We start from the raw sequence: 25,649 nt of genomic DNA, 5'->3' as shown, positions 1-25,649 counted from the left end.
AAGTCTGTGCCTGGCGCTATGATCAATCCAACGAATGTTTCTTATGCAATACATCTCGGAGATTGATCAATTGTCCAGCTACCCGAGTATCGACACCGAGGTGCTGCGCACCTTCGTCGCCATCGCTGATCAAGGGGGCTTTACCCGCGCCGGCGAGCAGGTCAACCGCACCCAGTCGGCGGTGAGCATGCAGATGAAACGCCTGGAAGAAGATGTGTTGCAGCGCAAGTTGTTCGAGCGCGATGGTCGCCAGGTGCGGCTGACTCCGGAAGGCCAGGTGCTATTGGGCTATGCCCGCAGGATCCTGAAGCTGCACAGCGAGGTGTTCAACACCCTGCGCGAGCCGCACATGGTCGGGTTGGTGCGCATCGGCACCCCGGACGATTACGTGATGCGCTACTTGCCGGGGATTCTCAAGCGCTTCTCCAAGGCTTACCCGCTGATCCAGATTGAAATGCACTGCGAGTCGTCGCCGGTGCTGATGCAGCGCCGGGACCTCGACCTGACCGTTATCAGCCGCGAACCGGGAAATGAAATCGGCGAACTGCTGCGCCATGAACGCATGGTGTGGGTGGCGGCGCCCTGCTTCTGCATGGATGAGCACAGCGCCCTGCCCCTGGCCATTTCCGGCCTCGACAGTTTTTGCACGCAGTGGGCACGCGCCGCGCTGGACGCCCAGGGGCAGGAGTACCGACTGGCGTATCACAGCTCCAACGGGGCCGCGATCCTCGCAGTGGTGGGTGCCGGCCTGGCCGTCACGATCAATATGGAAAGCCTGGTGACCGAAGACCTGCGCATATTGGGCACAGCGGACGGTTTTCCGCCGCTGCCGTCGGTCAACCTGCGGCTGTTGCGCAACCCGCGCACCACCTCGCCGATTACCGAATGCCTCGCCGAATACATCCTCGAAGGCTTCAAACTTTAAACGTCAGCATCACCGCACACACCGCCAGGAACCCGCAGAACAGCCCGCGTAACATGCGCTCCGGCATGGCGTGGGCGACTTTCACGCCCCAACTGATACTGAGCAAACCGCCGACGGCCAAAGGCACGCCGATCAGCCAGTCCACTTCGTGGTGCCAGGCGTAGGTCACCAGGGTCACGCTGGTGCTCGGCAGCGCCAGGGCCAGCGACAGCCCTTGGGCCACCACCTGGCTGGTGCCGAAGATGCTGGTCAGCACCGGCGTGGCAACCACTGCACCGCCCACCCCGAACAAGCCACCCATGGAGCCTGACGCCGCGCCCAACACCCCAAGCCACGGCCAGGAATAACGCATCTGCGCTGACGGCGGTGCATTGTGGGTAAACATTCGCAGCAGGTTGTAGGACGCCAATACCAGCAGAAACGCGATAAAACCCACCCGCATCACGTCAGCATCGATCCCCACCGCCCAGATCGAGCCCAGCCAGGCGAAGGAAAAACCCATCACGCCCAACGGCAGTGCATGACGCAATTCAATCCGGTTACGCTGGTGATAACGCCACAACGCCAGCATCACATTCGGCACCACCATCACCAGGGCCGTGCCTTGGGCGATCTGCTGGTCGAGGCCGAAAAATACTCCCAGCACGGGAATGGCAATCAGCCCGCCGCCGATGCCGAACAAGCCACCGACCGTGCCCAACGCTACGCCCAGCATTAAATACAACGCTAAATCTGCCACCCGCTCGCTCCTGCTGTTCCTAGGCCTTGCATGCTACGCAGTCCGCTCTGGTGCGGAAACGCACAGCAACGCACAATGGCTGTGCCAATCTCGCACAAGCAGACGCTGATGAACCCCAATACATTGACCGATCAACTGAGCCTGTTTCTCGACGTACTGGAAGCCGGCAGCTTTTCCGCAGCCGCGCGCCGTCACCCGCTCACGCCCTCGGCCGTGGCGCGGCGCATCGACAGCCTGGAAAGCTCGGTGGGTAGCCGGCTGTTTCAACGCAGCACCCATGCGGTGGTGCCGACGCCCGCCGGCCTGGCGTTTGCCGAGCGCGCCCGGCGGATTGTCAGCGAGCTGCAACTGGCGCGGGCCGAAGCGGTGTCGCTGAGTCATGCGCCTGAAGGCTTGATCCGCGTGGACGCACCGGCGGCTTTCGGCAGGCGGCATTTGGCGCCTGCCATCGCTGACTTTCTCAATGTCTATCCGGGACTGGACGTGCACCTGCACTTGATCGACAGCTTTGTCGACATGCAGGGCGAGCATCTGGGCAAGGTCGACCTGGTGCTGCGGGCCGGGCATATCGTCGACACCCGGCTGATTGCCACGCCACTGGCCAGCATCGTGCGCATCGCTTGCGCAAGCCCGGCCTACCTGAAAAGCCGTGGCACCCCGACCCATCCCAGCCAGTTAAGCGAGCATGACGGCCTGGATTGGGAAGGCCTGGCACCGATGTTCGCCTGGCGTTTTGAGCTCGATGGGCGCAAATCCACCTACCGCCCGCAGCGCATTCGCATGAGCGCCAATAACGCCGAAGCCCTGCTTTCAGGCGCGCTGGCCGGACTGGGTGTTGCGCATCTGCCCACCTGGCTCGCCAGTGAATACCTGGTGCGCGGTGAACTGGTCCCGCTGTTCTGCGAGAACGGCCTGCCGACGCCTGAAACCGCAGGCATCTATGCGCTACGCCTGGAGCAACACGCCAACGCCCGCAGCCGCTTGTTGCTGGAATACCTCAAGGCGCGCTTCAGCCCTGTGCCGCCCTGGGACCTTGCACTGCAAAGCGGCCTGGGTTGACCGGCCGGACAGAATTGTCTGGCGCGTTAAAGATTTGCCCGCTAGATTCGAAACCAGACACGTTTTAAGGCACTGCCATGACCAAGCCCCTCGATACCTGCGAATCCTTGTTGCTCGACAACCAGCTGTGTTTTGCCCTGCATTCCACCTCGTTGTTGATGACCAAGGTCTACAAACCGCTGCTGCAAGCCCTCGGCCTGACCTATCCGCAGTACCTGGCCATGATGGTGCTGTGGGAAGAGGATGGCTTGACCGTAGGCGAAATCAGCAATCGCCTGCTGACGGATCCCGGCTCCCTGACGCCGCTGCTCAAGCGCCTGGAAGCCGAAGGCCTGCTCAGCCGCACCCGCAGCCGCGAAGACGAGCGCGTGGTGGTGGTTGAATTGACCGAGGCCGGGCGCGCCCTGCGGGACAAAGCCATGGATATTCCACAGTGCATCCTGGGCGCCAGCGGGCTGGACATCGAGCAGTTGCGCAAGCTGCAGGGCGATTTACTGGCACTGCGAAAAAACCTGCAAGTCTCCCTCTAAAGGCACCACGCATCAAAAAATGTGGGAGCGGGCTTGCTCGCGAATGCGGTGGATCAGTCAATGCATCTAGTGACTGTCACACCGCATTCGCGAGCAAGCCCGCTCCCACATTTGTTTGTGCAATGCCTGGCTATCAAAGCACGCAAAATATTTTCCAAATATATCTTGCGCACTAACTATTAGCGCGATACATTCACCTCGCCACTTACTTAGCGCGCAAACATTTAGCGCAAACACTGACGAGGAAATCACCATGCAAGCTCTCTACACCGCAGTAGCCACCGCCACCGGCGGCCGTGATGGTCGTGCTGTTTCCAGCGACAACATCCTCGATGTAAAACTCTCCACGCCAAAAGAACTGGGCGGCGCGGGTGGCCAGGCCACCAACCCGGAACAACTGTTCGCCGCCGGTTACTCCGCCTGCTTCATCGGTGCCCTGAAATTCGTCGCCAGCCAGACCAAACGCAAAATCCCGGATGACGCTTCGATCACTGCCCACGTCGGCATCGGTCAAATCCCCGGCGGTTTCGGCCTGGACATCGACCTGCACGTCAGCTTGCCCGGCCTGGCCCAGGACGACGCGCAAAGCCTGGTCGACGCTGCGCACCAGGTCTGCCCTTACTCCAACGCCACCCGTGGCAACGTCGATGTACGCCTGCACGTAACCGTCTGACCCACGCGGTTTTTTGGAGAAGAACATGAACACATTTGGCAAAGTACTCACCGGCACCCTGCTCGCCTTCTCGATCACCAATGCCTTTGCGGCCAGCGGTGACGTGGAACACAACACCCAGGCGTTTCTCGATGTACTGAACGCCGGCACCGGCAAACCGATGGAGCAACTGACGCCCAGGGAAGCCCGTGCGGTGCTGACAGGCGCACAGTCAGGCGTGAAACTGACGCTGCCCAAGGCCGACGTGAGCCAGAAGACCATTCAGGTCGATGGCCAGCCGCTGAGCCTGACCATCGTGCGTCCGGCCGGGGTCAAGGGCACATTGCCGGTGTTCATGTTCTTCCACGGCGGTGGCTGGGTACTCGGGGATTTCCCGACCCACGAGCGCCTGGTGCGTGACCTGGTGGTGGGGTCCGGAGCGGCGGCGGTGTTCGTCAACTACACGCCATCACCTGAAGCGCACTACCCTGTGGCGATCAACCAGGCGTACGGGGCAACCAAGTGGGTGGCCGAACACGGCAGCGAGATCAACGTCGATGGCAAACGCCTGGCCGTCGCCGGCAACAGCGTCGGCGGCAACATGGCAGCGGTGGTCAGCCTGATGGCCAAGGACAGGGGCACTCCGTCAATCAAGTTCCAACTGCTGTTGTGGCCGGTGACCGACGCCAACTTCGACACCGGGTCCTACAACCAGTTTGCCGAAGGCCACTTCCTGACCCGCAACATGATGAAGTGGTTCTGGGACAACTACACCACCGACACCAACCAGCGCGCCGAGATCTATGCGTCGCCCCTGCGGGCAAGCACCGCGCAGCTCAAGGGTTTGCCACCTGCGTTGATTCAGACCGCAGGCTCGGACGTGCTGCGTGACGAAGGCGAAGCCTATGCCCGCAAGCTGGATGAGGCCGGTGTACCGGTGACCGCCGTGCGCTACAACGGCATGATCCATGACTACGGTTTGCTGAATGTCGTCAGCCAGGTACCGGAGGTTCGTTCGGCGCTGCTGCAGGCGTCCGAGGAACTGAAGCAACACCTGAAGTAAAAACCGGCACCCACAAAAAAGCCCGACGCATGGTCGGGCTTTTTTTATCGTACCGGTGGCGCAAGAATTACTTCTTGGCGCGACCTTTGTACGAACCACCTTCACGGGTGTCGATCTCGATCAGGTCGTCGATTTCGATGAAATCGGCTACTTGCAGTTCGGTACCGTTAGCCAGCTTGGCAGGCTTCATCACCTTGCCCGAAGTGTCGCCGCGAGCGGAACCTTCGGTGTAGGCAACCTTACGCACGATAGTGGTCGGCAGCTCTACGGAAACCAGACGGTCTTCGAAGAAGATAGCTTCGCAGACGTCTTCCATGCCTTCTTCCACGAACGGCAGAACGGCTTCGATGTCTTCAGCGTTCAGCTCGTACATGGTGTAGTCGGTGGTGTCCATGAACGTGTAGGTGTCGCCGCTGATGAAGGACAGGGTCGCTTCTTTGCGGTCGAGGATCACGTCGTCCAGTTTGTCATCGGCGCTGTAGACGATCTCGGTCTTGTAACCGGTCAGCAGGTTCTTCAGCTTGGTCTTCATGATTGCGCTGTTACGACCAGACTTGGTGAACTCAGCTTTCTGAACCAGCCAAGGGTCGTTTTCGAGACGGATCACTGTACCGGGTTTCAGTTCTTTACCAGTTTTCATTGCGAATATCCGAAATTTGGATGGGATTTACAAAAATCAAGGTCGCGTATCATATCCAATTTACATAAAACTGTACCAGCGCCGTCGCAAGATCGGTCCGCGAGGCTTGTTCCAGAGCCCATTTCTCGGCGTTCGCGGTCACTTCCGGCCAGTGTTCCAGCAGCATTTTCCAGCAAAGTGCCATATCGCCATCAGCGTTCCAGGCCTGCCAAAGGCCGACCAACGCGACTTTCGCAGCCGGAGACAGACCTTCGGTATACAACTCAAGGAACGCATCGAGCTTGTCCAGGTGAATGTCTTCGTCCTGGCGATAGATATGCCACAACAGTGGCCGCCCGGCCCATTGCGCCCGCACGAACGAGTCTTCGCCGCGCACGGCGTTGAAGTCGCAGCACCACAACAGTCGGTCGTATTGCTCCTGGCGCACAAACGGCAGCACTTGCACGGTCAACCCGTCGCGCCGGTGCACATCACCTACTTCCAATGACTCGACCCCCAGCCAGCCCTGCACATCTCCGAGGATCCGCCCTTCCGGCACCAGCAGATGAGTGGCGCGCCCATCGGCCGCCAGCACGTCGAGCCAACTGGCCAGCCCGGCGTTTTCATAGGCGAACAACGACATCATCCGCGCACCGTCCACCGGGAAAACCCCAAGCGCCTGCAGAAACTGCTGCCGGGCGGCGGCGTCTTGCTGGAAGGCATCGCGCTGTTCCAGCAGCCCCGCCTCACGCAATAAGCCACCGGTGCCGGGACGGAATCCGGGAAAGAAGAAGTACTTTTGCACGCCCTTGAATTTCACCGAGGGCAAACCGTGGCAGCCGACCACCCAGTCTTCGGCGCTCAGGTAATCCAGGTTCATCCACAGCGGCGTGCGGTCGCGTGCGGCCATCGCCTCCATGTAGTCAGGCGGCAATTGACAGGCGAACGCAGCGATCACCACGTCTGCCGCGTCGGTCGCCGGCCAGTCGGAGGGCCAGTAGCGCACGTCGACGCCCTCTTGCCATTGCTGGTGCACCTGCACATCAATCTCGGGGCACATGCGTTCGAACGCCCGCAGGTCATCGACCCACAAGCGCACCGCACACCCTTGTTCCGCCACCAATTGCCGGGCCAGGCGCCAGGTCACGCCGATGTCGCCGTAGTTATCGACGACGCTGCAAAAAATATCCCAGCGGGCTTTCATTCCGGGCTCCAACGCTCAAAGGCTCGATTGTCCGTATAAATGCCTCGATACAGAAGGGTTGATCGCGATTATTCTGCGCGCGGCTGTGGGACAATCGGCGCCATGCCGCACGTGCCTGCCAGGAGGCCACCATGTCTGATCGTTCGTTCTCGCTGTTCAAACTCAGTATCGCCGTGGCCTTCGGCCTGTGGCTGGGGTTTATCGCCATTGTGCTGAGCGTGTGGCTGGCTTCCCGCTACCTGCCCGAGCAAACCGTGGCGCCGGTGGCCCGAGTGGTGCAGCAACTGGGCAAGCCAGAGGTGGTTGCACCGGAGCCGCCGAACCGGATGTTCGAGCAGTACCAGGAGAACCTGCGCAAGCAGGAGCAACAGCAAACCCTGGACCAGGCCCGCAACAACCCGCGTAACCTGTCCAACCCCAAATGCCAGTTCTGGCTGCAACAGGACCAGAACGCCCCCAACGACAAGAGCCGGGCCAACGTCCTGCAATTTTGCGATTGATCACGAAAGCCGCCCATGAATAAACACGCCGTTCACCAGTTGGTTTTGGACAAACTCGCGGTCGATCTCGATATCGCCCAGCGCGCCGCGCAAACCGCGTACGAAACCGCAACCCACGAAGAAAACATCGCCGAGAACAAGTACGACACCCTGGGCCTGGAGGCTTCTTACCTGGCAGCCGGCCAGGCCCGACGCGTCGAGGAGATCCGGCAGGCGCTGACGCTTTGCCAGAACATGCAGCTGCGGGCCTACGATGACCAGCGCGGCATCGAAGTGGGCGCATTACTGGGGTTGGCAGATGAAAACGATCGCCAGCAGTGGCTATTCCTGGCGCCGGACGGCGCAGGCTTGAAGGTCGATGTGGTGGGGCAACCGGTGACCGTCATCACCCCACGCTCGCCCCTGGGCAAAAGCCTGTTGGGCAAGTTCGAAGGGGATGAGGTGGAGATTCTGGTGGGGGGCGCTCGGCAACAGTTTGCTGTTACCGAGGTGAAGTGAGCCGATCAGTGAACCGGTAGTTCAACGCCGTCGAACAGCTCTTCCAGTTCCTGCTTGTTGTGGCACTGGATGGCCTTGGCCATCACTTCGCGCGTCAGGTGCGGCGCGAACTTTTCGATGAAGTCGCACATGAAACCACGCAGGAAGGTGCCACGACGGAAACCGATCTTGGTCACGCTGGACTCGAACAGCTCGCTGGCATCGAGCACCACCAGGTCGTTGTCGAGCTTGGTGTCGACCGCCATCTTGGCGACGATACCGACACCCAGGCCCAGGCGCACATAAGTCTTGATGACGTCGGCGTCAGCCGCGGTGAACACCACTTTCGGCGTCAGGCCACGATGGCTGAAGGCTTCATCGAGTTTCGAACGGCCGGTGAAACCGAACACGTAAGTCACGATCGGGTATTCAGCCAGGGCTTCCAGGGTCAGCTTCGGCAGCTTGGCCAATGGGTGGCCTTGTGGGACCACGACGCAACGGTTCCAGCGGTAGCACGGCATCATCACCAGGTCGCCGAACAATTCCAGCGCTTCGGTGGCAATCGCGAAATCGACGGTGCCGTCGGCGGCCATCTCGGCGATCTGCATCGGCGAGCCCTGGTGCATGTGCAAGGCCACGTCCGGGTACTGCTTGATAAAGCTGCTGATCACCGGCGGCAGCGCATAACGCGCCTGGGTGTGGGTGGTGGCGATCGACAGGGTGCCCTTTTTCTCGTTGGAGAATTCCTGGGCGATCTGCTTGATGCTTTCGACCTTGCGCAGGATCTCGCCGGCGGTGGTGATGATGCGCTCACCGGCCGGGGTGACACGGGTCAGGTGCTTGCCGCTGCGCGCGAACACTTCAACGCCCAACTCATCTTCGAGCAGGCGGATCTGCTTGCTGATACCGGGTTGCGAGGTGTAAAGGCTTTGAGCAGTAGCGGAAACGTTGAGGTCGTGGTGCGCCACTTCCCAGATGTAGCGCAGTTGTTGAAGCTTCATATGTGTCCCTCAAAGCGGATAGACGCCACGGGTATCAGCGACGGTATATAACTATATTAAAGGTTAGACGGATAAATCTAGAACTTTTTATCGTTTTCTACCAATCACACGTCGTCACTGCGTCGACGCTGCAACAGCGGCACCAGGTACACCGGCACCTGGGATAGCTGCAGCACCCGTGCGGCGGTTCTCCCCAGGGGTGTTGCCACCCCGACCGCCTGGCTGTGACTACCTACGATCAACAAATCCACAGAGAGTTTCTGCGACTGGTCGAGAATCACTTCACAAGGATCACCCTGGATCACCCGCACCGAACGGATCAACTTGAGGTCCTGCTCCCCGTCCCCCAGCTCCTCGCGAAAACTGTCGAGCACCCGTTGCTCGATGGTCGCCATCACCGTCGTCAGGCCCTGGCTTTGCCATTCACTCAAGGCCTTCTCATCAAGGTAGCTCTGCAACACCGATTCGGCGAACAGCCCGATGGGCTCGACCACGTGAATCACATACAGATCAGCCTTGAACGTTCGCGCCAGCGCCAGGGCATGTTGCATCACATAGGGGGCATACAGACCGAGGTCAGTGGCGTACAGCATCGAACGAATCATAGAACCTCCTGGGCAGCCAGGATGGCGGGGATTGATTCAGCTTAGCAGCGCCTTTGGCAGTGCTCAGCCCTCGGTCTGAATTTTCAACTCGTTACTGATGCCATGGGGGACGTGACCGGTGGCCACGAACTCCCGGGCCTTCTCGCAATGCCCTTCCTGGTCATCGAAAAACACATCGGCGGCGAAGGCTTCGAGGAACGCCGACTTCTCCAGGCCACCAAGAAACAGCGACTCGTCGAGACGGATATCCCACTCGCGCAGCGTGCGAATCACCCGCTCGTGGGAAGGCGCCGAACGGGCGGTCACCAGCGCAGTGCGGATGGGGCAGGACTCGTCGGGGAACTCGCGCTGCAACAGGTTGAGTGCCGCCAGGAAGCCCTTGAATGGGCCGCCGCGCAACGGCTCGCGGGCGGATTCGCGCTCGCTGGCCTGGAAGGCTTCAAGGCCGCCCGACTGATAAACGCGCTCGGACTCGTCGGAAAACAGCACCGCGTCGCCATCGAAGGCGATCCGCAATTCGGCACTGGAGGCCCGACCTGCGCCGCCCGACAGAATCGTCGCTGCGGCAAACCCGGCATCCAGGGCGCTGCGCACATCCTCGGCATGGGTGGACAGAAACAGGTGGCAGCCAAACGCCGCCAGATAAGGATAAGGGCTGCGCCCGCCGACAAACGCCGCGCGGGAGATGTCGAGCCCGTAATGCTGGATCGAATTGAATACACGCAAGCCGGTGTCGGCACTGTTGCGCGACACCAGCACCACCTCGACCCGGGCGCGGCCGAGGCTGGCGTTGAGGCTCAGGAGTTTCTTCACCAGCGGGAAGGCGTCACCGGGCTCGAGGGTTTCTTCCTCGTGGTCGATCTGGTACTTGCGGTACGCCTCGACGCCTTGGGCCAGGTAGACCTTGTGGCTCTCGCTCAGGTCGAACAGCGCTCGCGAGGAAATCGCCAGCACCAGTTTGTCGCCCAATCCCTTCGCCATGGTGTTCCCCCCAATCAGCGGTTATGCCGATCCATAAAACTCAAGGCCTGATACAGCGCCTGCATGCGTGGCAATTCACAACCCGCCGCGTTGGCCGCGGCCAAGGGGCGCGCGTAGATCGCCGCCAGTTCCAGCGGGCGCTTGTGCACGTAATCGTGATACATGCTGGGCAAGTAGTCATCCATGCTCTCGGTCATGGTGAACATCTGCCCGGCGTAACTGGCGGGAATCTCATGCCCGCAGGCGTGGGCGCCCTGCACCACTTCGGCCATCAGCGCCTGGATCAGTTCGCGGCTGGACTCATCCGCCATCATCGCCGTGGTGCCCGTGCCGAACACTACCGAGAGACCGTTGTAAGGCACGTTCCACACCAGTTTATGCCAGCGCGCCTGGTGCACATTGGCCATGGCCTGGGAATCGATACCGGCCTGGTGAAACAGCGCGGCGCCTTCTTCGACGATGGCTTGCCGACCGTTGTCATCGTTGGCCGCGGGGCCACTGTGGTAACCCAGGTTGACCCGGCCCAGCGCCTGATGCTCGACGATCCCGGGACCGGAACGGTGCACGCCGATGTAGCACAGGCCACCCAGCAGGTGCAGCGACGGCGGCAGGTGTTCACGCAGGCTGTCCTCTACGTCGAGGCCATTTTGCAACAGGATTATCCTGGCGTCCGGGGCGGCAACTTGAGCGATGGTCGGGGCCAGTTCGACATTCCCGGTCGATTTGGTGCCCACCAGCAGCCAGTCGCACGGCGGCATGTCGGCGGCGCGGGCATAAGCCTGTACCGGGTGAAGGTGCACGGTTCCGTGGATCGTGCTGTTGAGTTGCAGGCCGCGCTCGCTGACCGCCGCGTACTCGCTGCGCAGCAGGAAATGCACATCGAAGCCGGCGCGCGCGAGCATCACACCGTAGTAGCCACCAATGGCCCCGGTGCCGATGATCCCGATCCGTGGCGACTGTTTTGTTACTTCGGTCATGGCAACTCCTCTGGTATTCGTTTGAGCGCCTGCTGCACACCTTGAGTCAGGTCGCTGGCGGTCAGACGCGTCAGTGACGCTAATATTCCATGGAATTTCCCGTCACACACCACAAACAACGCCGGCAGGTGAAAGATCTCGTAGCGCTCCACTGCCCCGCCATTGTGACCCGCATCCACCCAGCACACCCGGTCCACCGGCAAGTCCCAACCCGGCAGTTGCTGGTGCAGGAAGCGGCAACGCGAGCAGCCGTCACCGGTAAACACCACCAGGGACGTGCCGGGAAGCCCCAGTAATTGCTGGTCGATATCCAGGTCGGTAAGTTGCAGTTCTTTCACTATACTGCTGCCACCGCCGTCAACTGGACGGTGCTCGGAGTCCGTGTGCATGGGTCGTTTCTTTCCTCACCCTGATGATGTCGCTGTCGAAATAACCCAACGCCCCATTTCCGGCATTTCCCGCCAACGGCTGCACACTATCGGCCTGGGCGGCGTCGCATGCAATTGCCCACGGGCCTGGCGCCAGGGCGCGGCCATCGAGTTGCACATCCCCTCACTGGGCCAGACGGCCCGCTATCCGGGCTATGTGGCATGGTGCCGCAAGGCCGAAAACGGCTACCGCGTCGACATTGCCTTTACCGATGAGCAGGCCTTGTTCGGTGCGCGGATGGGTGAGCAAGTGTGCCAGATCGAACGGTACTGCCGCCTCCACGAAGGCGTCGAGCCCACACCCGGGCAGAGCGAAGCGCTGGCCCGGGAATGGGTCACGCGCCATGCCGGCGAGTTCTCCCATGAGGCTTTTGTGCTGCCAGCGCTGGATTAAAGCGGACGTTGCCCATTGTCTCGCAGCCTTGTAACGCGCTAAGGTTCCGCTCCCCGCTGCACTTAAATCATGCTGTGCTCCGCCGCACGGGGATCGCTGGCGGCCGGCACCCGTGACCCTGACGAGTAACACGATGGCTGATTTACCGATCAACGACCTTAACGTCGAATCCAACGAGACCCTGATCACGCCCGATCAGCTCAAGCGCGAAATCCCCCTGAGCGACGCTGCCCTGCAGACCGTCACCAAGGGCCGCGAAGTCATCCGTGAGATTCTCGACGGCACCGACCACCGCCTGTTCGTGGTCATCGGGCCGTGCTCGATCCATGACCTCAAGGCTGCCCACGAATACGCCGAGCGCCTGAAGGTGCTGGCGGCGGAAGTGTCCGACACCTTGTACCTGGTGATGCGTGTCTATTTCGAGAAGCCGCGTACCACCGTCGGCTGGAAAGGCTTGATCAACGACCCGTACCTGGACGACTCGTTCAAGATCCAGGACGGCCTGCACATCGGTCGTCAATTGCTGCTGGACCTGGCGGAAATGGGCCTGCCGACGGCAACCGAAGCCCTGGACCCGATTTCCCCGCAGTACCTGCAAGACCTGATCAGCTGGTCGGCAATTGGTGCACGCACCACCGAATCCCAGACTCACCGCGAAATGGCTTCCGGCCTGTCCTCGGCCGTGGGTTTCAAGAACGGTACCGATGGCGGCCTGACCGTGGCGATCAACGCCCTGCAGTCGGTCTCCAGCCCGCACCGCTTCCTGGGCATCAACCAGGAAGGTGGCGTGTCCATCGTCACCACCAAGGGCAACGCCTACGGTCACGTGGTACTGCGTGGCGGCAATGGCAAGCCCAACTATGATTCGGTCAGCGTGGCCTTGTGCGAACAGGCGCTGAACAAGGCGAAGATCAAGCCGAACATCATGGTCGATTGCAGCCACGCCAACTCCAACAAGGACCCGGCCCTGCAACCGCTGGTGATGGAGAACGTGGCCAACCAGATTCTGGAAGGCAACCAGTCGATCATCGGCCTGATGGTCGAAAGCCACCTGAACTGGGGCTGCCAGGCGATTCCAAAGGACCTGGCCGACCTGCAATACGGCGTGTCGATCACCGATGCGTGCATCGACTGGTCTGCCACCGAGACCACCTTGCGCAGCATGCATGCCAAGCTCAAGGACGTGTTGCCCAAGCGCCAGCGCGGCTGAGCACAGACTGCGGACACAAAAACGCCGGGCTAAACCCGGCGTTTTTTTTGATCGTTCCCCCGCCCTGCGTGGGAATGCATCCTGGGATGCTCTGCGTACCGCCCTACTCAATGCTCAAAGCTTCGCGGCATGGCGCTGGTGGCGCTCCATGTAGCGCTCAACGTAGGAGCAGGACGGGATCACCGTATAACCTGCCTCTTCGGCGAACTTCAACGCTTCCTCGGTCAGCGCGGCAGCAATGCCACGGCCGCGCAATGCGTTGGGCACGAAGGTGCGATAGATATCCAGGGTCTGCTTCCCGAGATCCATATAGGTCAGATAGGCACGATGACCGTCCACATTGGTCTCGAACTGATGACCAGCCTGGTCATGGTGGATGGACAACGCCTCGCTCATCACTACTCCTCGCGGGTCTTGGTTTCTGACCCCTACCTTACCGATGTTTTTCCGGCGAAGGAACATCTACGCCACCCGGTGCCGGTTTCGACAACGAGAAAAGCGGCCAGTGCCTTGCACTAGCGCTCACAACCAGCACAGGGAAATAGTAGGCGCCAATCGCACAATTGCTCAAGACGCGCTCGTCTTCCGTTGCGCTGGCGGACATAGAAAGGGCCAATCGAGATTCCTTACGTCGATGGCCTGAACATTGCCGGCAGTTGAAGCTTGAGACGAACACGCGCTCTTAAAGTCACCTCAACATGCACAAAAGATACCGAATGGCGAAAAGACAATCTGAACAATAGTGTCAGGGACGATATATAAAATGACTTATGTTTACATGGCTTAACACATGCCAGCCGGCCCTTTCAGGCTGGATCCAATCCTCGGCCGAGTGCAAAAATCTGCATATTTTTTATACAGACTCTCGAAAGATTAGCCAAAATAGATTGGACGCGAGAATTTTTTTTGCTTCTTGCGCTACGTCAGTTTACTTACTACAAGTAATGGGTAGTATGTACGCCGGCTATTAGCTCACTCTGAGAAAGTAGCCATTTAATAGAAAGTCCTTGAAGGGGAACACGATGAACAACGTTCTGAAATTCTCTGCTCTGGCTCTGGCCGCAGTTCTGGCTACCGGTTGCAGCAGCGTCTCCAAAGAAACCGAAGCTCGTCTGACTGCAACTGAAGACGCAGCAGCACGCTCCCAGGCTCGTGCAGACGAAGCCTACCGTAAAGCTGATGAAGCTCTGGCTGCTGCTCAAAAAGCACAACAGACTGCTGACGAAGCTAACGAGCGCGCTCTGCGCATGCTTGAAAAAGCAAGCCGCAAGTAATAATCCTCCGGGGTTGTTATCAAGCCGATCCATTCTTGGATCGGCTTTTTTTTGCCTGTGATTTGGCTGGATTCCAGACAATAAAAAACCCGTCACCGCGCGAGGCGATAACGGGTTATGGATCGTGCAGGCTTACTGCTGCAGATCGACCGGCGTACTCGATACCATCGGCGCCCCGCCGGGTACACCGATTTCCGTCGGCAAACCGTCTTCAGCCGCAACCACGTCACGCACCTGGTCCCAGTTGACCCGCAGGTTGCTGGACAGGTCTTCACGCTTGAGCAAGGCGTTGATGACGGCGGTGTGCTTGTCGACGACCGATGGGGTGCCATCGTCGTTCAGCGGCGTATGGGCTTCCAGGTAGACCTTGCCCCCGGCCGCGCCGAACTTGTAGGCGTCGTTGATAATCCGCACCGACGTGCCCACCGGCACCATGTCGGCCATTTCCAGCACGTTGTTGTTGAACATGCGGAAGCAACCGTGGCTGGTACGGGTACCGATGCCGAACTTCATGTTGGAACCGTGGATCAGGTAGCCCGGCGTGCCGAGGGTGAACTTGAACGGCCCCAGCGGGTTGTCCGGGCCGGCCGGCACGACGTTGGGCAACGGGTCGCCATTGGCGGCGTGTTCTGCCTTGATCGAGGCTGGCGGGGTCCAGGTCGGGTTCGGGATCTTGCCCGTGATGGTGGTGTGGGCCACTGGCGAGCCCCAGCCTTCACGGCCAATCCCCAACGGGAACGTGTACACCACGTTCTGGCCCTTGGGGTAGTAGTAGAGCCGGTACTCCGCCAGGTTGATCACGATGCCTTCACGCGGGCCGGGCGGCAGGATGAAGCGCGTCGGCAACACGATCTCGGTACCCGCTCCCGGCAGCCAGGCATCCACGCCCGGGTTGGCCGCGACCATCTCCGAATAACCCAGGTCGTAGGTGGTGCCGAGGTCCGCGAAGGTATCTTCGTACTTGGCCTTGATCACCTGGACCTGGCCAACGATATCTTCACCCGGTGGCGGCAAAGGCAACTGCAAGGCTGCAGCAGGACCGGCCGCGCAGAGCGCAGCGAGAGACAGGCAACAGGTGACGGCGGAAAGGCGCGACAACATCCGGGAATTCCTTCGCAGATCGACGGGTAGTAGAAAATGGATTGTACACGGCTGCCCGGCGGGCACCCATATTCAAAGCTCGAAGCGCAGCTCCGGCCAGATCGGCGGTGTGCCGCGTTTTTGCGACTCGAGGATCGCCCGGCACAGGGGGCACAAACGCTGGTCCTGGAAGATCGAGCGATCCACCGATGACCAGCGCGGCTGGGCAGGCAACAACGTGCCGCAGAGGGTGCGGTCGATGGACCCGCCCAACTCCAATTGACGCGTCACCAGATGCACCCGGACTTCCTGGCAGGCGAACAGATCCAGCTGTTCGTCAGGCTCGATCAGTTGGTAGGCAAACAGTGACCAGGCAGGACGCGACATCGGGGGCTCCAAATCGGGGGGGCGCCACCTTAGCCGAAAGACCGCTGCTAGAAAAGCGTCATAGCAGTGGTTTTAGCGTTGGCCAGACATTTTCCAGCAACTTGCCCTGCGCGCCAACCGCCGGGTGCAATTGGTCAGCCTGCATCAGCTCTGGATGGCCGCCGATTCCTTCCAGGAAAAACGGCACCAGCGGGACGCTTTTTTCCTTGGCCAGGGCCGGGTAGACATTAGCAAACGCGGTGGTGTATTTCGGCCCGTAATTAGGCGGCAACTGCATGCCCAGCAGCAGCACCTTGGCACCGCTGGCCTTGGACTGTTCAATCATCGATGCAAGATTTTGTTTCAATTGCTCGGGTGGCTGCCCACGCAGGCCGTCATTGCCGCCCAGCTCAATGATCACCAGGTCCGGCTTATGCTCTGCAAGCGCCGCCGGCAGCCGCGCCCGGCCTCCGGCACTGGTGTCGCCGCTGATGGAGGCGTTGACCACTTTATCGTCGAAACCTTCGCTCTTGAGCCGTTGTCCCAACAACGCTACCCACCCTTTGCTGGTATCCAGCCCGAAACCGGCACTGATACTATCGCCAACGATCAGGACTGTACCCGCCGCTGCGTTCTGGGCCATGCACATCAAGGCCAGGCCAGCACTCAAAAACCACATTCGCATTGGATTCTCCATGGGCGCAAGCATTCTCACCGCGCGAAACCTTAGCAAAGTGGTTCCCAGCGCGGAAGGTGAACTGACTATCCTGCACGAACTGAGCCTGGAACTGAACAAGGGCGATAGCCTGGCTATCGTCGGCGCCTCCGGTTCCGGCAAATCCACCCTCCTCGGCCTGCTGGCCGGCCTCGACCTGCCCAGCAGTGGCGAAGTCACCCTCGCCGGCCAGGCCCTGAGTACCCTCGACGAAGACCAGCGTGCACGCATCCGCGCCGAGCACGTGGGGTTTGTGTTCCAGTCCTTCCAGTTGCTCGACAGCCTCAACGCGCTGGAAAACGTGATGCTGCCCCTGGAGCTGGACGGCCGCAAGGACGCCCGCGAGCGCGCCAAACACCTGCTGGAGCGTGTCGGCCTGGGCCAGCGTCTCACCCACTCGCCGCGCCAACTCTCGGGGGGTGAGCAGCAACGGGTAGCGATTGCCCGGGCGTTTGCTGCCGAACCGGACGTGCTGTTTGCCGATGAACCCACCGGCAACCTCGACAGCCATACCGGCGAGCGCATCAGCGACCTGCTGTTCGAACTCAACAAAGAGAGCGGCACGACCCTGGTGCTGGTGACCCATGACGAGCGCCTGGCCCACCGTTGCCGTCGCCTGATCCGTCTTGAAGCCGGCCTGATGGTCGCGCCCCTGGAGCCTTGATGGCACGCTTGCCCTTGTTGCGCCTGTTCAGCCTTGCCCTTCGCCAGTTGCTGCGCGATGCCCGCGCCGGCGAACTGCGTGTGCTGTTCTTCGCCCTGCTGGTGGCCGTGGCCGCCAGCACCGCCATCGGTTACTTCGGTGCCCGCCTGAACGGCGCGATGATGTTGCGCGCCACCGAGTTCCTGGCGGCCGACCTGGTGCTGGAAGGCAGTTCACCCGCCCGCACCGAGCAAATCCAGAGTGGCACCGAGCTGGGCCTGCAGCACGCCAGGGTGGTGGAATTTTCCAGCGTGATTGCCACTGACGCCGGCATCCAGCTGTCCAGCATCAAGGCGGTCAACGAGGCGTATCCGTTGCGCGGCGAGCTGAAGAGCGCCGCCGAACCCTTCGCCGAAGAAACTGCCGGAGGTGGCCCCAAACCCGGTGAAGCCTGGGTGGAAGCACGGCTGTTGACGGCACTGAACCTGAAAATCGGCGACAGCATCGACGTCGGCATGAAGACCCTGCGCCTTTCCCGCGTGCTGACCTATGAGCCGGATCGCGCCGGCAACTTCTATAGCCTGACGCCCAGGGTGATGATCAACCTGGCCGACCTTGACGCCACCGGCGTGGTGCAGCCCGGCAGTCGCGTGAGTTATCGCGACCTGTGGCGAGCGCCACAAGGCGGCACCGTGCTGCAAACCTATCGCGACCTGGTCAAGCCCGGCCTGGCTGCCAACCAGCGGCTGCAGGATGCGCGCGACGGCAACCAGCAGATCGGCGGCGCGCTGGGCAAGGCCGAACGTTACTTGAACATGGCCAGCCTGGTGGCGGTGCTGCTCTCCGGCGTGGCCGTGGCGCTCTCGGCCAATCGCTTCGCCAGCCGACGCTTTGATGCCAGCGCCTTGCTGCGCTGCCTCGGGTTGTCGCGACGCGAAACCATGTTGCTGTTCAGCCTGCAATTGGCCGTGCTGGGGTTGCTGGCCAGCCTGACCGGCGCCCTGCTCGGCTGGCTGGCGCAATTGGGCCTGTTTGCGCTGTTGCATGACCTGCTGCCGGCGGACGTTCCACCCGGCGGGCTGCTGCCGGCCGTTGCCGGGATTGGCACCGGGCTGGTAGCCCTCGCCGGTTTCGCCCTGCCGCCGCTGGCCGCCCTGGGGCGGGTGCCGCCACTGCGGGTATTGCGCCGCGACTTGCTGCCAATCCCTTCCAGCACCTGGATGGTCTACGGTGCGGCACTCTTCGCCCTGGGCCTGATCATGTGGCGCTTGAGCCTCGACCTGGTGCTGACCTTCGCCCTGCTGGGCGGCGGCGTGATTGCCGCGCTGGTTCTCGGCGGCCTGCTGCTCCTGTTGCTGCAAAGCCTGCGACGCCTGCTGGCCCGGGCCTCCCTGCCCTGGCGCCTGGGGCTGGGCCAGTTGCTGCGTCATCCCCTGGCCGCCGCGGGGCAGTCACTGGCGTTCGGGCTGATCCTGTTATCCATGGGCTTGATCGCGTTGTTGCGCGGCGAATTGCTGGACACCTGGCAGAACCAGTTGCCCAAGGACGCCCCCAACTATTTCGCCCTGAACATCCTGCCCGCCGACAAAGACACCTTCGGCGCACGCCTGCTGGAATTGGAGGCACAGTCTGCTCCGTTGTATCCGGTGGTGCCGGGACGCTTGATCAGCATCAATGGCGCTCCGGTGCAGGAGATCGTCAGTAAGGATTCCAGCGGCGATCGCGCAGTGCAGCGAGACTTGAGCCTGACCTGGGCCGCCGACCTGCCACCGGGCAACAAGCTGACGGCGGGCTCGTGGTGGACAGCGCAACCGACCGACGAAATTCCCGGCGTCTCGGTGGAGGCCAAGGTCGCTGAAAGCCTGAAACTCAAGCTCAACGATCATCTGGTATTCACCGTCGGCGGGGAAAACCGTGAAGCGCGGGTTACCAGCCTGCGGGAAATCAACTGGGATAACTTCCAGCCGAACTTCTTCATGATCTTCCAACCCGGGACCTTGAAGGACCTGCCGGCCACCTACCTGACCAGCTTCTACCTGGCGCCCGGCCATGACCAACAGATCGTCGACCTGTCCCGGGCCTTCCCGGCGGTGACCATCCTGCAGGTGGAGGCACTGCTGGAACAACTGCGCAGCATCCTGGCCCAGGTCACCCTGGCGGTGGAGTACGTGCTGTTGTTTGTCCTGGCAGCGGGGATGGCCGTGTTGTTCTCCGGGCTCCAGGCAACCCTCGATGAGCGGATTCGCCAGGGCGCCCTGCTGCGGGCGCTGGGGGCTGAGCGCAAGTTGCTGGTCAAGGCCCGGCGTATCGAGTTCGGGTTGTTGGGCGCAGTCAGCGGGCTGTTGGCAGCGCTGGGCACTGAACTGGTGACACTGGTGCTGTACCGCTACGCGTTCGACCTGACCTGGCACCCGCATCCGTGGCTATTGCTGCTGCCGGTGATCGGCGCCGTGCTGATCGGCGGTGCCGGCGTGTTCGGCACCCGCCGCGCACTGAATGCCAGCCCGTTGACGGTGCTGCGCGAGGGCTGAAAACGCAAATGGCCCGCACGCGTTCATGCGTACGGGCCATCCGTTGTCACTTCACATATTCGATAGCGGTGATCCACCAGCACACTTCGCCACTCGGGGTCTGCACGAGCGCCTCGTCATCCACTTCCTTGCGCAACAGTGCCCGGGCCATGGGTGAGTCGATGGAGATGTAGTCCATACGTTCATAGATCTCGTCGTACCCCACGATGCGAAACCGCTTGGTCTCGCCCTGTTCGTTTTCAATCTCCACCCAGGCGCCGAAAAACACCTTCCCTTCCTGCTCGGGCATGTACTCGACCACGCGCATGTCTTCCAGGCGCTTGCGTAAATAACGCACCCGACGATCAATTTCCCGCAGCAGCTTCTTGTTGTACTGGTAGTCAGCGTTTTCGCTCCTGTCCCCCAGGGAGGCCGCCCACGTCACTTTGCGGGTGGTATCAGGGCGCTTTTCTCGCCACAGGTAATCAAGCTCCTTTTTCAGGGCCTCATGACCTTCTTTGGTAATCAGCTTGGTGCTCAAAAGCTCTACATCCCCTGGAAGTTTGCATTTTTCAGACCCGCTGCCGCATCAGGCACAACGCATTTAACGCCCGATGTCGGCTGTGGGGGTCGATGATAAATGAACTCGGGAAAGTAGCCAGACCCACCGGCGGATTCCGGCAACGACGCGTATCAGTCAGCCTCCGTCTGGGTCGGGCCGCATTCAGGCTGGCCGCGCCCGTTCTCGCCAAGCCATGCAAGTGACTCATCCAGGGATTGAAGCGTAACCCTCAGGTTGTCCCGCAGGACAGGCAACTGGAACAGCGCAGCCGTCAGCTGTTGCTCCTTGAGGCGCACCGCAAGGTCACGGTCATGCAACTGGGCTTCCTGGCTCTCCAGGTAGCGCGCACGCTCGTCCATTCGACGCTGCTCTGTCTGGTTCAGCGCCGAGCTGCCAGCCAGATGCTCTTCCCGGAGGGCCAGCGTGCGGGCCAACTGTTCCAGGGACGTTTCCTTTTCGGCAATCCTGTCGGCACTCCGCTGACTCTCCTGCTCAAGGTCAGCCTTTTCCTGGCGCAGTTCGAGACGCAACTGATCAAGCGCTTCCTCCTGCTTGAGCACGCTGAGCTTTTGCTGCGTCAGTTCCTGTGACAATCGGGAAAGATTGGCCAGCGTATCGTCCACTTCAAACAACGAGGATGACTCATTCCGGGCAGGCATGGGCGGCGGCGCCTGGGGGACCGGTTCAGGTTGTTGGACTATGGGCGCCGGCAGTGGCGCAGCGACAGCAGGCGCCTCGATCGGTGCCTGTAGTGGCGCCTCAACGAGCGGCTCGGATATCTCGAGCTCAGCCTCGGGCGCCTGCGTCACCGGCTGGGGCAATGACCGCGCAGGCTCTGAAGGATCGGGGGACCTGGGAGCAGACACCATTCTTGAGGAGAAACGAATCGACGGCACGATCAACGTATTGCTTTCAATGGCGGGCAAACCGGGCGCCGACGTTCCCAGGGTAATCACCTTCATCACCAGGGATTTCTTGATCGTCAACGAGTGATGATCTTCAGGCCTGGCCGGGGGCAATTTGCAGCCTTTCAAATCAACAAAATGAAAGGGAATCTGAGTTTCGCCGCTGCTTGCAGATTTTGCCCCGGGAGCAGCCGCGAGCGTCAGGATTTGCTTGAAGACATGGGTCGCTATTTGCAGGTCTTCCTTGGAGTCTATCGCCCCCAGAAAGTAACGTTCGGACTTTTTGCGCAACGCTGCGATGTACACCCGTGAACTACCGGGCTCTGTTTCTTCATCCAGACTGTAGGCAAGAAAGTTTGAAGAGATCTGCGCCACCGCAAAACCACAAAGCAGTGCACCATTGACCGGTGCATCATGCCCGGACTGTTCAAGAACAAGGGTACGTAGAAGCAGCATGACATCAGGCTCCATTTCAAATTGGCATAAACTTTAAATAAACACCAAATAAACAACGACTGTAATTAAATCATCAAAACCAAAACAATTGTTTCAGCGAGTCATAGTCTGGCATGTAGGACTTATCTTATTCAGCCCCCTCAGCATTTCCAAGAGCGTTTATTGAACGTACCATTTTTTAACAGTGCGACGTCGGAAAAGCTTCAACATAAAAAGATTTCAAGCATTGAATTTCGAACATTCACAACCTGCTGTTCACCCAGGTTAATCCAGCCTTGCCATATCCATTCAGTAGAAAAGCATAATGATCGAGATAACGAGCCTGACAAAAACCATGGGCGGAAAAAACATTATTCATGACTTCTCATTCAACGCCCAACCCCAGGAATGCCTCGGGCTGTTTGGAAATGATGGTGCGGGAAAAACAACTATTATCAAAATGATCTCAGGCTCGACTACACCCTCTTCAGGCCATATAAAAATATTCGGTAACGATATCGCCCTGAACGCATTCCAGGCAAAGAAAGTCACCGGCTACCAGCCAGAGCGACTCTTGAGCCATGGTGCAATGAGTGTAAAGGCCTTTCTCGGTTTCATTGCCGAAATACGCGGATTCCGCGGCGCGGAAAAACGCAAGATGATTGACCGGGCAGTTGCACGGCTTGAGTTGTGGCGGATACTTAAAAGCCCGGTGGAAACCCTCACGGACGGGTTGAAACGCAAGGTAGCCATCGCCCAGGCAATCCTGCATGACCCCACCCTGCTGTTGCTCGATGAGCCAACAGAAGGTCTGAATGCCGACCAGAAACACAAAGTCAGAATGCTCATCAAGTCGCTCAGCGACGAGATGACGATCATTGTCGCGTCCCGTGCGCCGGAAGAACTGACCGGTATTTGTACCCGCGCACTGGTGATAGCCGACGGCCGATTGGTGGCAGACACGTCGGTGCCCGAACTGCAGCGCAGCTCCCGTCATCACCAGGCGGTCACCCTTGCAGCCGACACACCGCTGGACCTGTTGGCCCTGGCGGTATTGCCCGGGGTCGCCGGCATCGAGGAAGACCGCGAGACTCCCGGCACAGTGACCGTACTCGCCCTGCCGGGGCAAATCATCTACCCCCACATCAATGCACTGGTCACCCAGCGCCGCTGGAAGCTCAATGCCCTGAACCTGGAAGCCGGGCGCCTGGATGACGTTGTGCACCATATGAGCCAGGAGGCATCGATTTGAAACTTCTCCCGGTCATATTCAAGCGTCAACTGGTCAGTTATTTTTCGGCTCCCGTCACTTACCTGAGCACTGCGGTTTTCCTGACCGCCGCTGCTGTATTTGGCTTCCACTCAACCCGGTTACTGGAAGTCGGCAGTGCCGACTTGCAGGGCTTCTTCCAGTTGCACCCCTGGCTCTACTTACTGTTGACACCTGTCCTATGCACTCGGCTTTGGGCCGACGAGCCCACCACCGGTTCCATGGAGTTCCTGAAAACCCTGCCCGTCACACGTTTCGAGATAGTGGTCGGAAAGTTTCTGGCGGCCTGGATTGTTTCCGGCGTGGCCCTGCTGTTGACCTTTCCGATAGTCATCACCGTCAACTATTTTGGCAACCCGGACAATACAGTCATTGCGTCACAATACCTGGGAAGTTGGGTATTGGCCGGATGTTATCTATCCGTGGGTTGTTTTATCTGCGCACTGACACACCATCGCGCGATTATATTCACCGTAACCCTGTGCTTGCTGCTGACCGCCAGTGGCCTGTCATCCATTCTTGATGCGATTGAACATCAAGTTCCGGTATGGCTGATTGACCGCCTTCTTTCCCTGAGCCCGTCTGCGCGTTTTGACGCCATTGACCAAGGGGTACTGGCTCTTCAAGACAGTTTGTACTTCATCAGTATGATCATCGCCTTTCTTGGCGCGACGGTCATTGTCCTGAATGTAAGAAACGGTTGAGAGGGACACATCACGATGAAAACGCGACTAAGTGCCAGCCTCACAATTATCACGCTCCTGTTACTGTTTCTCGCTTTTAACCTGGTCTGGGCACTGAAACTTCCAAATCCACGGCTGGATTTTTCGGAACAGAACATCCATACACTTTCCGATCCAGTACAGACTATGCTCGGTTCACTGGAAAGACCGGTGGATCTGTACTTCTTCAATTCAAGCAACCGTGCACACAAAGCCAACGCCGTTGAAAGCTACGCTAAACGGGTAGAGCTGTTGCTCAAGGAATATGAAAAAGCGGCAAAGGGCAAAATCAACCTGCACCTCATCGACCCCACCCCTTTTTCTGAAGATGAATACAAAGCCAGGTTACTGGGACTTGACGAACAACACGGATTCTTCGGCCTGGTGGGTACCAGCGCGGGCCATGCGCCCCATAGCATCCCGTCATTCAGCCCGGACCGGGAGTCACTGCTGGAGTATGAAATCAGCCATTTGATTCATAAGGTGATCCACCCCGAGCAACCCATTGTGGGCGTGATCTCCCGGCTGCCAATAAACGGTGAGCGAGATGAACGCAACGGCGTTAATACGCCTCCCTGGCAGGTGTTGCAGGAGATCCGTCGCCAGTTCAACGTGGTGAGCCTGGAGCCGGGTATCGCGCAAATTCCTGAACACGTCAAAACCCTGATGGTGATTCATCCCGGCAACCTGCCTGACCAAACCCTCTACGCAATAGACCAGTTTGTATTGGGCGCAGGCAAGTTGATGATGTTTATCGACCCGCTTGTCGGGCTGGACACCAGCGTCACGGCCCCGGAAAACCCCAAGCTGGAAGCATTGCTGTCCGCCTGGGGCATCCAGATGCCCGCGAACAAGGTGATTGCCGATCGCGACTATGCCACTTCGGTGATCCTGACCACGGGCCAGCCGCCTGTGCGCCATCCCGCGGCACTGACCTTGCCCCGCCAGGCGATGGCACAGGATGACATCAGCGCCTGGAAACTTCACAACGTCAACGTCTTGAGCAGCGGCGCCCTGGCCCCTGCCAAGAGAAGCCGCATGACCTTCACCCCATTGCTGCAAAGCTCCGCGCACGCCGCGCTGTTTGAGGCAGAGCGCTTCGCCCTGCCAGCGCAGCTCAATTCACTGATCAATGAAACAGCCACTCGCGCTCAACAACAGGTGATCGCCGCCCGCGTCGAAGGGCCCGCCTATTCCGCCTATCCTGACGGCATCAGTGGGCGTAACACCGGCTTGCAAAAGGCTGCGAACATCCATGTGGTCGTGGTCGCCGACACTGACCTGCTCAGCGATCGTGTGTCTGGAATGCTCCAGAAGCATCGCGCGGCGGGTAGCCCGTTGTCAGATAACGCGATGTTTGTATTGAACACCCTGGACAACCTGGCCGCGCCCGATGCACTGATGAACATTCGCCCCCGCGCAGGCGGTGCTCGATCACTGCAGGTGCTGCAGGCAATGCGCGAAGACGCGGCACTGGCCTACGGTGAGAAGTCCGCCGAACTGGCGCAACGCCTGGAACAAACGGAAAAGGAATGGCAACTGCTCAACCCCCCGACAATTTCCCCGGGCCCTCAGGCTGCAACCTCCAACACACTGCTGCAAGCGCTCAACAAGGAGCGGTTGCGAATCCCCATGGAAATTCACGCGCTGAAGGTCCAGTCATACGCCGAGGTTCACGCCCTGGAACGCAAAGTGAAGCTGCTCAATATCGTGCCTGTACCGCTGATACTGTGCCTGATTGCGGGGGGGATTTTCCTGTTGCGTCGCCGTCGCCGGCATCTGCCTTCAGCAGCGTTCTACTGA

The 25,649-nt window shown here is 60.0% G+C and carries 29 protein-coding genes; 15 read left to right on the top strand and 14 right to left on the bottom strand.

Translation table 11 applies throughout. From position 1 onward, the window contains the following. Positions 1-43 precede the first annotated feature (43 nt). Entirely contained in the window at positions 44-925 is an 882-nt protein-coding gene (locus tag C0058_RS09555; protein WP_023659060.1) for a LysR family transcriptional regulator, read from the top strand. Here C0058_RS09555 and C0058_RS09550 read toward each other — a convergent pair. After that, positions 915-1,664: a sulfite exporter TauE/SafE family protein gene (locus C0058_RS09550; RefSeq protein ID WP_087693650.1), complete on the bottom strand. Its 750-nt coding sequence runs from the start codon at positions 1,662-1,664 to the stop codon at positions 915-917. The two genes, C0058_RS09555 and C0058_RS09550, sit on opposite strands and share 11 nt — an antisense overlap. A 108-nt stretch (positions 1,665-1,772) precedes the next feature. Here C0058_RS09550 and C0058_RS09545 point away from each other — a divergent pair, with 108 nt between their 5' ends. From C0058_RS09545 to C0058_RS09525, 4 genes are all read left to right on the top strand, one after another. Beyond that, positions 1,773-2,723 carry a LysR family transcriptional regulator gene (locus tag C0058_RS09545; protein WP_008437773.1) on the top strand — a complete coding sequence of 317 codons (951 nt, stop codon included), beginning with the start codon at positions 1,773-1,775 and terminating at the stop codon, positions 2,721-2,723. A gap of 77 nt (positions 2,724-2,800) precedes the next feature. Beyond that, positions 2,801-3,253 carry a MarR family winged helix-turn-helix transcriptional regulator gene (locus tag C0058_RS09540; protein ID WP_003218693.1) on the top strand — a complete coding sequence of 151 codons (453 nt, stop codon included), beginning with the start codon at positions 2,801-2,803 and terminating at the stop codon, positions 3,251-3,253. A gap of 253 nt (positions 3,254-3,506) precedes the next feature. Beyond that, a complete protein-coding gene (locus C0058_RS09530) occupies positions 3,507-3,926 on the top strand; it encodes an organic hydroperoxide resistance protein (RefSeq protein ID WP_003218695.1) in 420 nt (139 codons plus the stop codon). A gap of 25 nt (positions 3,927-3,951) precedes the next feature. Continuing rightward, on the top strand, positions 3,952-4,968 hold the full coding sequence (locus C0058_RS09525; RefSeq protein ID WP_102368442.1) for an alpha/beta hydrolase: 1,017 nt from the start codon (positions 3,952-3,954) through the stop codon (positions 4,966-4,968). Between the two features lie 67 nt (positions 4,969-5,035). Here C0058_RS09525 and C0058_RS09520 read toward each other — a convergent pair whose 3' ends face one another. Both C0058_RS09520 and earP read right to left on the bottom strand, forming a co-directional pair. Further along, positions 5,036-5,608: an elongation factor P gene (locus C0058_RS09520; protein WP_003218698.1), complete on the bottom strand. Its 573-nt coding sequence runs from the start codon at positions 5,606-5,608 to the stop codon at positions 5,036-5,038. 49 nt (positions 5,609-5,657) lie between these two features. Continuing rightward, on the bottom strand, positions 5,658-6,791 hold the full coding sequence (earP, locus tag C0058_RS09515) for an elongation factor P maturation arginine rhamnosyltransferase EarP (RefSeq protein ID WP_008437768.1): 1,134 nt from the start codon (positions 6,789-6,791) through the stop codon (positions 5,658-5,660). 131 nt (positions 6,792-6,922) lie between these two features. Between earP and C0058_RS09510 the strand changes: the two genes are divergently transcribed. Next, complete coding sequence (locus tag C0058_RS09510; protein ID WP_003218702.1) at positions 6,923-7,291, top strand: hypothetical protein; 369 nt, start codon at positions 6,923-6,925, stop codon at positions 7,289-7,291. A 15-nt stretch (positions 7,292-7,306) separates the two neighbouring features. After that, positions 7,307-7,789, top strand: coding sequence for a GreA/GreB family elongation factor (locus tag C0058_RS09505; RefSeq protein ID WP_003218705.1), 483 nt, complete (start codon positions 7,307-7,309; stop codon positions 7,787-7,789). A 5-nt stretch (positions 7,790-7,794) separates the two neighbouring features. On the opposite strand, the gene cysB is transcribed toward C0058_RS09505, so the two are convergent. The 5 genes from cysB to C0058_RS09480 form a co-directional block, all read right to left on the bottom strand. After that, positions 7,795-8,769 (bottom strand): HTH-type transcriptional regulator CysB, encoded by a 975-nt coding sequence (gene cysB, locus C0058_RS09500; protein ID WP_003218707.1) that lies wholly within the window; start codon positions 8,767-8,769, stop codon positions 7,795-7,797. A gap of 104 nt (positions 8,770-8,873) precedes the next feature. After that, entirely contained in the window at positions 8,874-9,374 is a 501-nt protein-coding gene (locus tag C0058_RS09495; RefSeq protein WP_003218709.1) for a universal stress protein, read from the bottom strand. A gap of 63 nt (positions 9,375-9,437) precedes the next feature. Further along, positions 9,438-10,355, bottom strand: coding sequence for a 5'-nucleotidase (locus C0058_RS09490; RefSeq protein ID WP_003218711.1), 918 nt, complete (start codon positions 10,353-10,355; stop codon positions 9,438-9,440). A gap of 14 nt (positions 10,356-10,369) precedes the next feature. Further along, positions 10,370-11,332 (bottom strand): putative 2-dehydropantoate 2-reductase, encoded by a 963-nt coding sequence (locus C0058_RS09485; RefSeq protein WP_102368441.1) that lies wholly within the window; start codon positions 11,330-11,332, stop codon positions 10,370-10,372. Next, the gene (locus C0058_RS09480; protein WP_003218715.1) at positions 11,329-11,721 is read right to left on the bottom strand and encodes a hypothetical protein; all 393 of its coding nucleotides are present in this window, start codon (positions 11,719-11,721) and stop codon (positions 11,329-11,331) included. The genes C0058_RS09485 and C0058_RS09480 overlap by 4 nt, the downstream gene beginning before the upstream one ends. Here C0058_RS09480 and C0058_RS09475 point away from each other — a divergent pair. Further along, complete coding sequence (locus C0058_RS09475) at positions 11,720-12,154, top strand: PilZ domain-containing protein (RefSeq protein WP_003218717.1); 435 nt, start codon at positions 11,720-11,722, stop codon at positions 12,152-12,154. The genes C0058_RS09480 and C0058_RS09475 overlap by 2 nt on opposite strands. A 133-nt stretch (positions 12,155-12,287) precedes the next feature. Then, entirely contained in the window at positions 12,288-13,364 is a 1,077-nt protein-coding gene (locus C0058_RS09470; protein ID WP_003218719.1) for a 3-deoxy-7-phosphoheptulonate synthase, read from the top strand. 114 nt (positions 13,365-13,478) lie between these two features. Here the strand turns inward: C0058_RS09470 and C0058_RS09465 are convergent, their stop codons facing one another. After that, the gene (locus C0058_RS09465) at positions 13,479-13,760 is read right to left on the bottom strand and encodes a GNAT family N-acetyltransferase (protein WP_003189869.1); all 282 of its coding nucleotides are present in this window, start codon (positions 13,758-13,760) and stop codon (positions 13,479-13,481) included. Between the two features lie 626 nt (positions 13,761-14,386). Between C0058_RS09465 and oprI the strand changes: the two genes are divergently transcribed. Continuing rightward, positions 14,387-14,638 (top strand): outer membrane lipoprotei OprI, encoded by a 252-nt coding sequence (oprI, locus tag C0058_RS09460; protein WP_003172710.1) that lies wholly within the window; start codon positions 14,387-14,389, stop codon positions 14,636-14,638. Between the two features lie 132 nt (positions 14,639-14,770). Here the strand turns inward: oprI and C0058_RS09455 are convergent, their stop codons facing one another. The 3 genes from C0058_RS09455 to C0058_RS09445 all read right to left on the bottom strand — a co-directional run bounded on the left by C0058_RS09455 (position 14,771) and on the right by C0058_RS09445 (position 16,769). Continuing rightward, positions 14,771-15,739, bottom strand: coding sequence for a L,D-transpeptidase family protein (locus tag C0058_RS09455; protein WP_008437756.1), 969 nt, complete (start codon positions 15,737-15,739; stop codon positions 14,771-14,773). A 72-nt stretch (positions 15,740-15,811) separates the two neighbouring features. Continuing rightward, a complete protein-coding gene (locus C0058_RS09450) occupies positions 15,812-16,105 on the bottom strand; it encodes a hypothetical protein (RefSeq protein WP_003218723.1) in 294 nt (97 codons plus the stop codon). 58 nt (positions 16,106-16,163) lie between these two features. Then, positions 16,164-16,769, bottom strand: a complete 606-nt coding sequence (locus C0058_RS09445; RefSeq protein WP_102368440.1) for an arylesterase — start codon at positions 16,767-16,769, stop codon at positions 16,164-16,166. 10 nt (positions 16,770-16,779) lie between these two features. Between C0058_RS09445 and C0058_RS09440 the strand changes: the two genes are divergently transcribed. Together C0058_RS09440 and C0058_RS09435 are read left to right on the top strand one after the other, a co-directional pair. Then, on the top strand, positions 16,780-17,463 hold the full coding sequence (locus C0058_RS09440; protein WP_003218726.1) for an ABC transporter ATP-binding protein: 684 nt from the start codon (positions 16,780-16,782) through the stop codon (positions 17,461-17,463). Next, positions 17,463-19,973: an ABC transporter permease gene (locus C0058_RS09435; protein WP_102368439.1), complete on the top strand. Its 2,511-nt coding sequence runs from the start codon at positions 17,463-17,465 to the stop codon at positions 19,971-19,973. Before C0058_RS09440 ends, C0058_RS09435 begins: the two co-directional genes overlap by 1 nt. A gap of 46 nt (positions 19,974-20,019) precedes the next feature. Here the strand turns inward: C0058_RS09435 and greB are convergent, their stop codons facing one another. Together greB and C0058_RS09425 are read right to left on the bottom strand one after the other, a co-directional pair. Continuing rightward, the gene (gene greB / locus C0058_RS09430; protein ID WP_008437752.1) at positions 20,020-20,493 is read right to left on the bottom strand and encodes a transcription elongation factor GreB; all 474 of its coding nucleotides are present in this window, start codon (positions 20,491-20,493) and stop codon (positions 20,020-20,022) included. 152 nt (positions 20,494-20,645) lie between these two features. After that, positions 20,646-21,875, bottom strand: coding sequence for a hypothetical protein (locus C0058_RS09425; protein WP_087693697.1), 1,230 nt, complete (start codon positions 21,873-21,875; stop codon positions 20,646-20,648). 304 nt (positions 21,876-22,179) lie between these two features. Here C0058_RS09425 and C0058_RS09420 point away from each other — a divergent pair, with 304 nt between their 5' ends. From C0058_RS09420 to C0058_RS09410, 3 genes are read left to right on the top strand one after another with little or no spacing between them, the layout of a single operon-like run. Beyond that, positions 22,180-23,106 carry an ABC transporter ATP-binding protein gene (locus C0058_RS09420; protein WP_087693696.1) on the top strand — a complete coding sequence of 309 codons (927 nt, stop codon included), beginning with the start codon at positions 22,180-22,182 and terminating at the stop codon, positions 23,104-23,106. Continuing rightward, complete coding sequence (locus C0058_RS09415; protein WP_102368438.1) at positions 23,103-23,828, top strand: ABC transporter permease; 726 nt, start codon at positions 23,103-23,105, stop codon at positions 23,826-23,828. Before C0058_RS09420 ends, C0058_RS09415 begins: the two co-directional genes overlap by 4 nt. A 15-nt stretch (positions 23,829-23,843) precedes the next feature. After that, positions 23,844-25,649, top strand: a complete 1,806-nt coding sequence (locus tag C0058_RS09410) for a Gldg family protein (RefSeq protein WP_023659065.1) — start codon at positions 23,844-23,846, stop codon at positions 25,647-25,649.

Source organism: Pseudomonas sp. NC02 (assembly GCF_002874965.1).
In the GTDB taxonomy this organism is placed as follows: Bacteria; Pseudomonadota; Gammaproteobacteria; order Pseudomonadales; family Pseudomonadaceae; genus Aquipseudomonas.
Note: the sequence above shows the minus strand (reverse complement) of the source record. Positions and strands in the feature narration are given on the sequence as shown.

What these genes read in the sequence shown, in the direction of transcription:
- C0058_RS09490 (WP_003218711.1), bottom strand. Translation starts at nt 10,355, where the DNA reads ATGGCGAAGGGATTGGGCGACAAACTGGTGCTGGCGATTTCCTCGCGA.
- C0058_RS09495 (WP_003218709.1), bottom strand. Translation starts at nt 9,374, where the DNA reads ATGATTCGTTCGATGCTGTACGCCACTGACCTCGGTCTGTATGCCCCC.
- C0058_RS09445 (WP_102368440.1), bottom strand. Translation starts at nt 16,769, where the DNA reads ATGCGAATGTGGTTTTTGAGTGCTGGCCTGGCCTTGATGTGCATGGCC.
- earP (WP_008437768.1), bottom strand. Translation starts at nt 6,791, where the DNA reads ATGAAAGCCCGCTGGGATATTTTTTGCAGCGTCGTCGATAACTACGGC.
- C0058_RS09425 (WP_087693697.1), bottom strand. Translation starts at nt 21,875, where the DNA reads ATGCTGCTTCTACGTACCCTTGTTCTTGAACAGTCCGGGCATGATGCA.
- C0058_RS09435 (WP_102368439.1), top strand. Translation starts at nt 17,463, where the DNA reads ATGGCACGCTTGCCCTTGTTGCGCCTGTTCAGCCTTGCCCTTCGCCAG.
- C0058_RS09520 (WP_003218698.1), bottom strand. Translation starts at nt 5,608, where the DNA reads ATGAAAACTGGTAAAGAACTGAAACCCGGTACAGTGATCCGTCTCGAA.
- C0058_RS09465 (WP_003189869.1), bottom strand. Translation starts at nt 13,760, where the DNA reads ATGAGCGAGGCGTTGTCCATCCACCATGACCAGGCTGGTCATCAGTTC.
- C0058_RS09505 (WP_003218705.1), top strand. Translation starts at nt 7,307, where the DNA reads ATGAATAAACACGCCGTTCACCAGTTGGTTTTGGACAAACTCGCGGTC.
- C0058_RS09475 (WP_003218717.1), top strand. Translation starts at nt 11,720, where the DNA reads ATGGGTCGTTTCTTTCCTCACCCTGATGATGTCGCTGTCGAAATAACC.
- C0058_RS09525 (WP_102368442.1), top strand. Translation starts at nt 3,952, where the DNA reads ATGAACACATTTGGCAAAGTACTCACCGGCACCCTGCTCGCCTTCTCG.
- C0058_RS09480 (WP_003218715.1), bottom strand. Translation starts at nt 11,721, where the DNA reads ATGCACACGGACTCCGAGCACCGTCCAGTTGACGGCGGTGGCAGCAGT.
- C0058_RS09455 (WP_008437756.1), bottom strand. Translation starts at nt 15,739, where the DNA reads ATGTTGTCGCGCCTTTCCGCCGTCACCTGTTGCCTGTCTCTCGCTGCG.
- C0058_RS09450 (WP_003218723.1), bottom strand. Translation starts at nt 16,105, where the DNA reads ATGTCGCGTCCTGCCTGGTCACTGTTTGCCTACCAACTGATCGAGCCT.
- C0058_RS09510 (WP_003218702.1), top strand. Translation starts at nt 6,923, where the DNA reads ATGTCTGATCGTTCGTTCTCGCTGTTCAAACTCAGTATCGCCGTGGCC.
- C0058_RS09540 (WP_003218693.1), top strand. Translation starts at nt 2,801, where the DNA reads ATGACCAAGCCCCTCGATACCTGCGAATCCTTGTTGCTCGACAACCAG.
- oprI (WP_003172710.1), top strand. Translation starts at nt 14,387, where the DNA reads ATGAACAACGTTCTGAAATTCTCTGCTCTGGCTCTGGCCGCAGTTCTG.
- cysB (WP_003218707.1), bottom strand. Translation starts at nt 8,769, where the DNA reads ATGAAGCTTCAACAACTGCGCTACATCTGGGAAGTGGCGCACCACGAC.
- C0058_RS09485 (WP_102368441.1), bottom strand. Translation starts at nt 11,332, where the DNA reads ATGACCGAAGTAACAAAACAGTCGCCACGGATCGGGATCATCGGCACC.
- C0058_RS09555 (WP_023659060.1), top strand. Translation starts at nt 44, where the DNA reads ATGCAATACATCTCGGAGATTGATCAATTGTCCAGCTACCCGAGTATC.
- C0058_RS09530 (WP_003218695.1), top strand. Translation starts at nt 3,507, where the DNA reads ATGCAAGCTCTCTACACCGCAGTAGCCACCGCCACCGGCGGCCGTGAT.
- C0058_RS09545 (WP_008437773.1), top strand. Translation starts at nt 1,773, where the DNA reads ATGAACCCCAATACATTGACCGATCAACTGAGCCTGTTTCTCGACGTA.
- C0058_RS09420 (WP_087693696.1), top strand. Translation starts at nt 22,180, where the DNA reads ATGATCGAGATAACGAGCCTGACAAAAACCATGGGCGGAAAAAACATT.
- C0058_RS09470 (WP_003218719.1), top strand. Translation starts at nt 12,288, where the DNA reads ATGGCTGATTTACCGATCAACGACCTTAACGTCGAATCCAACGAGACC.
- C0058_RS09410 (WP_023659065.1), top strand. Translation starts at nt 23,844, where the DNA reads ATGAAAACGCGACTAAGTGCCAGCCTCACAATTATCACGCTCCTGTTA.
- C0058_RS09440 (WP_003218726.1), top strand. Translation starts at nt 16,780, where the DNA reads ATGGGCGCAAGCATTCTCACCGCGCGAAACCTTAGCAAAGTGGTTCCC.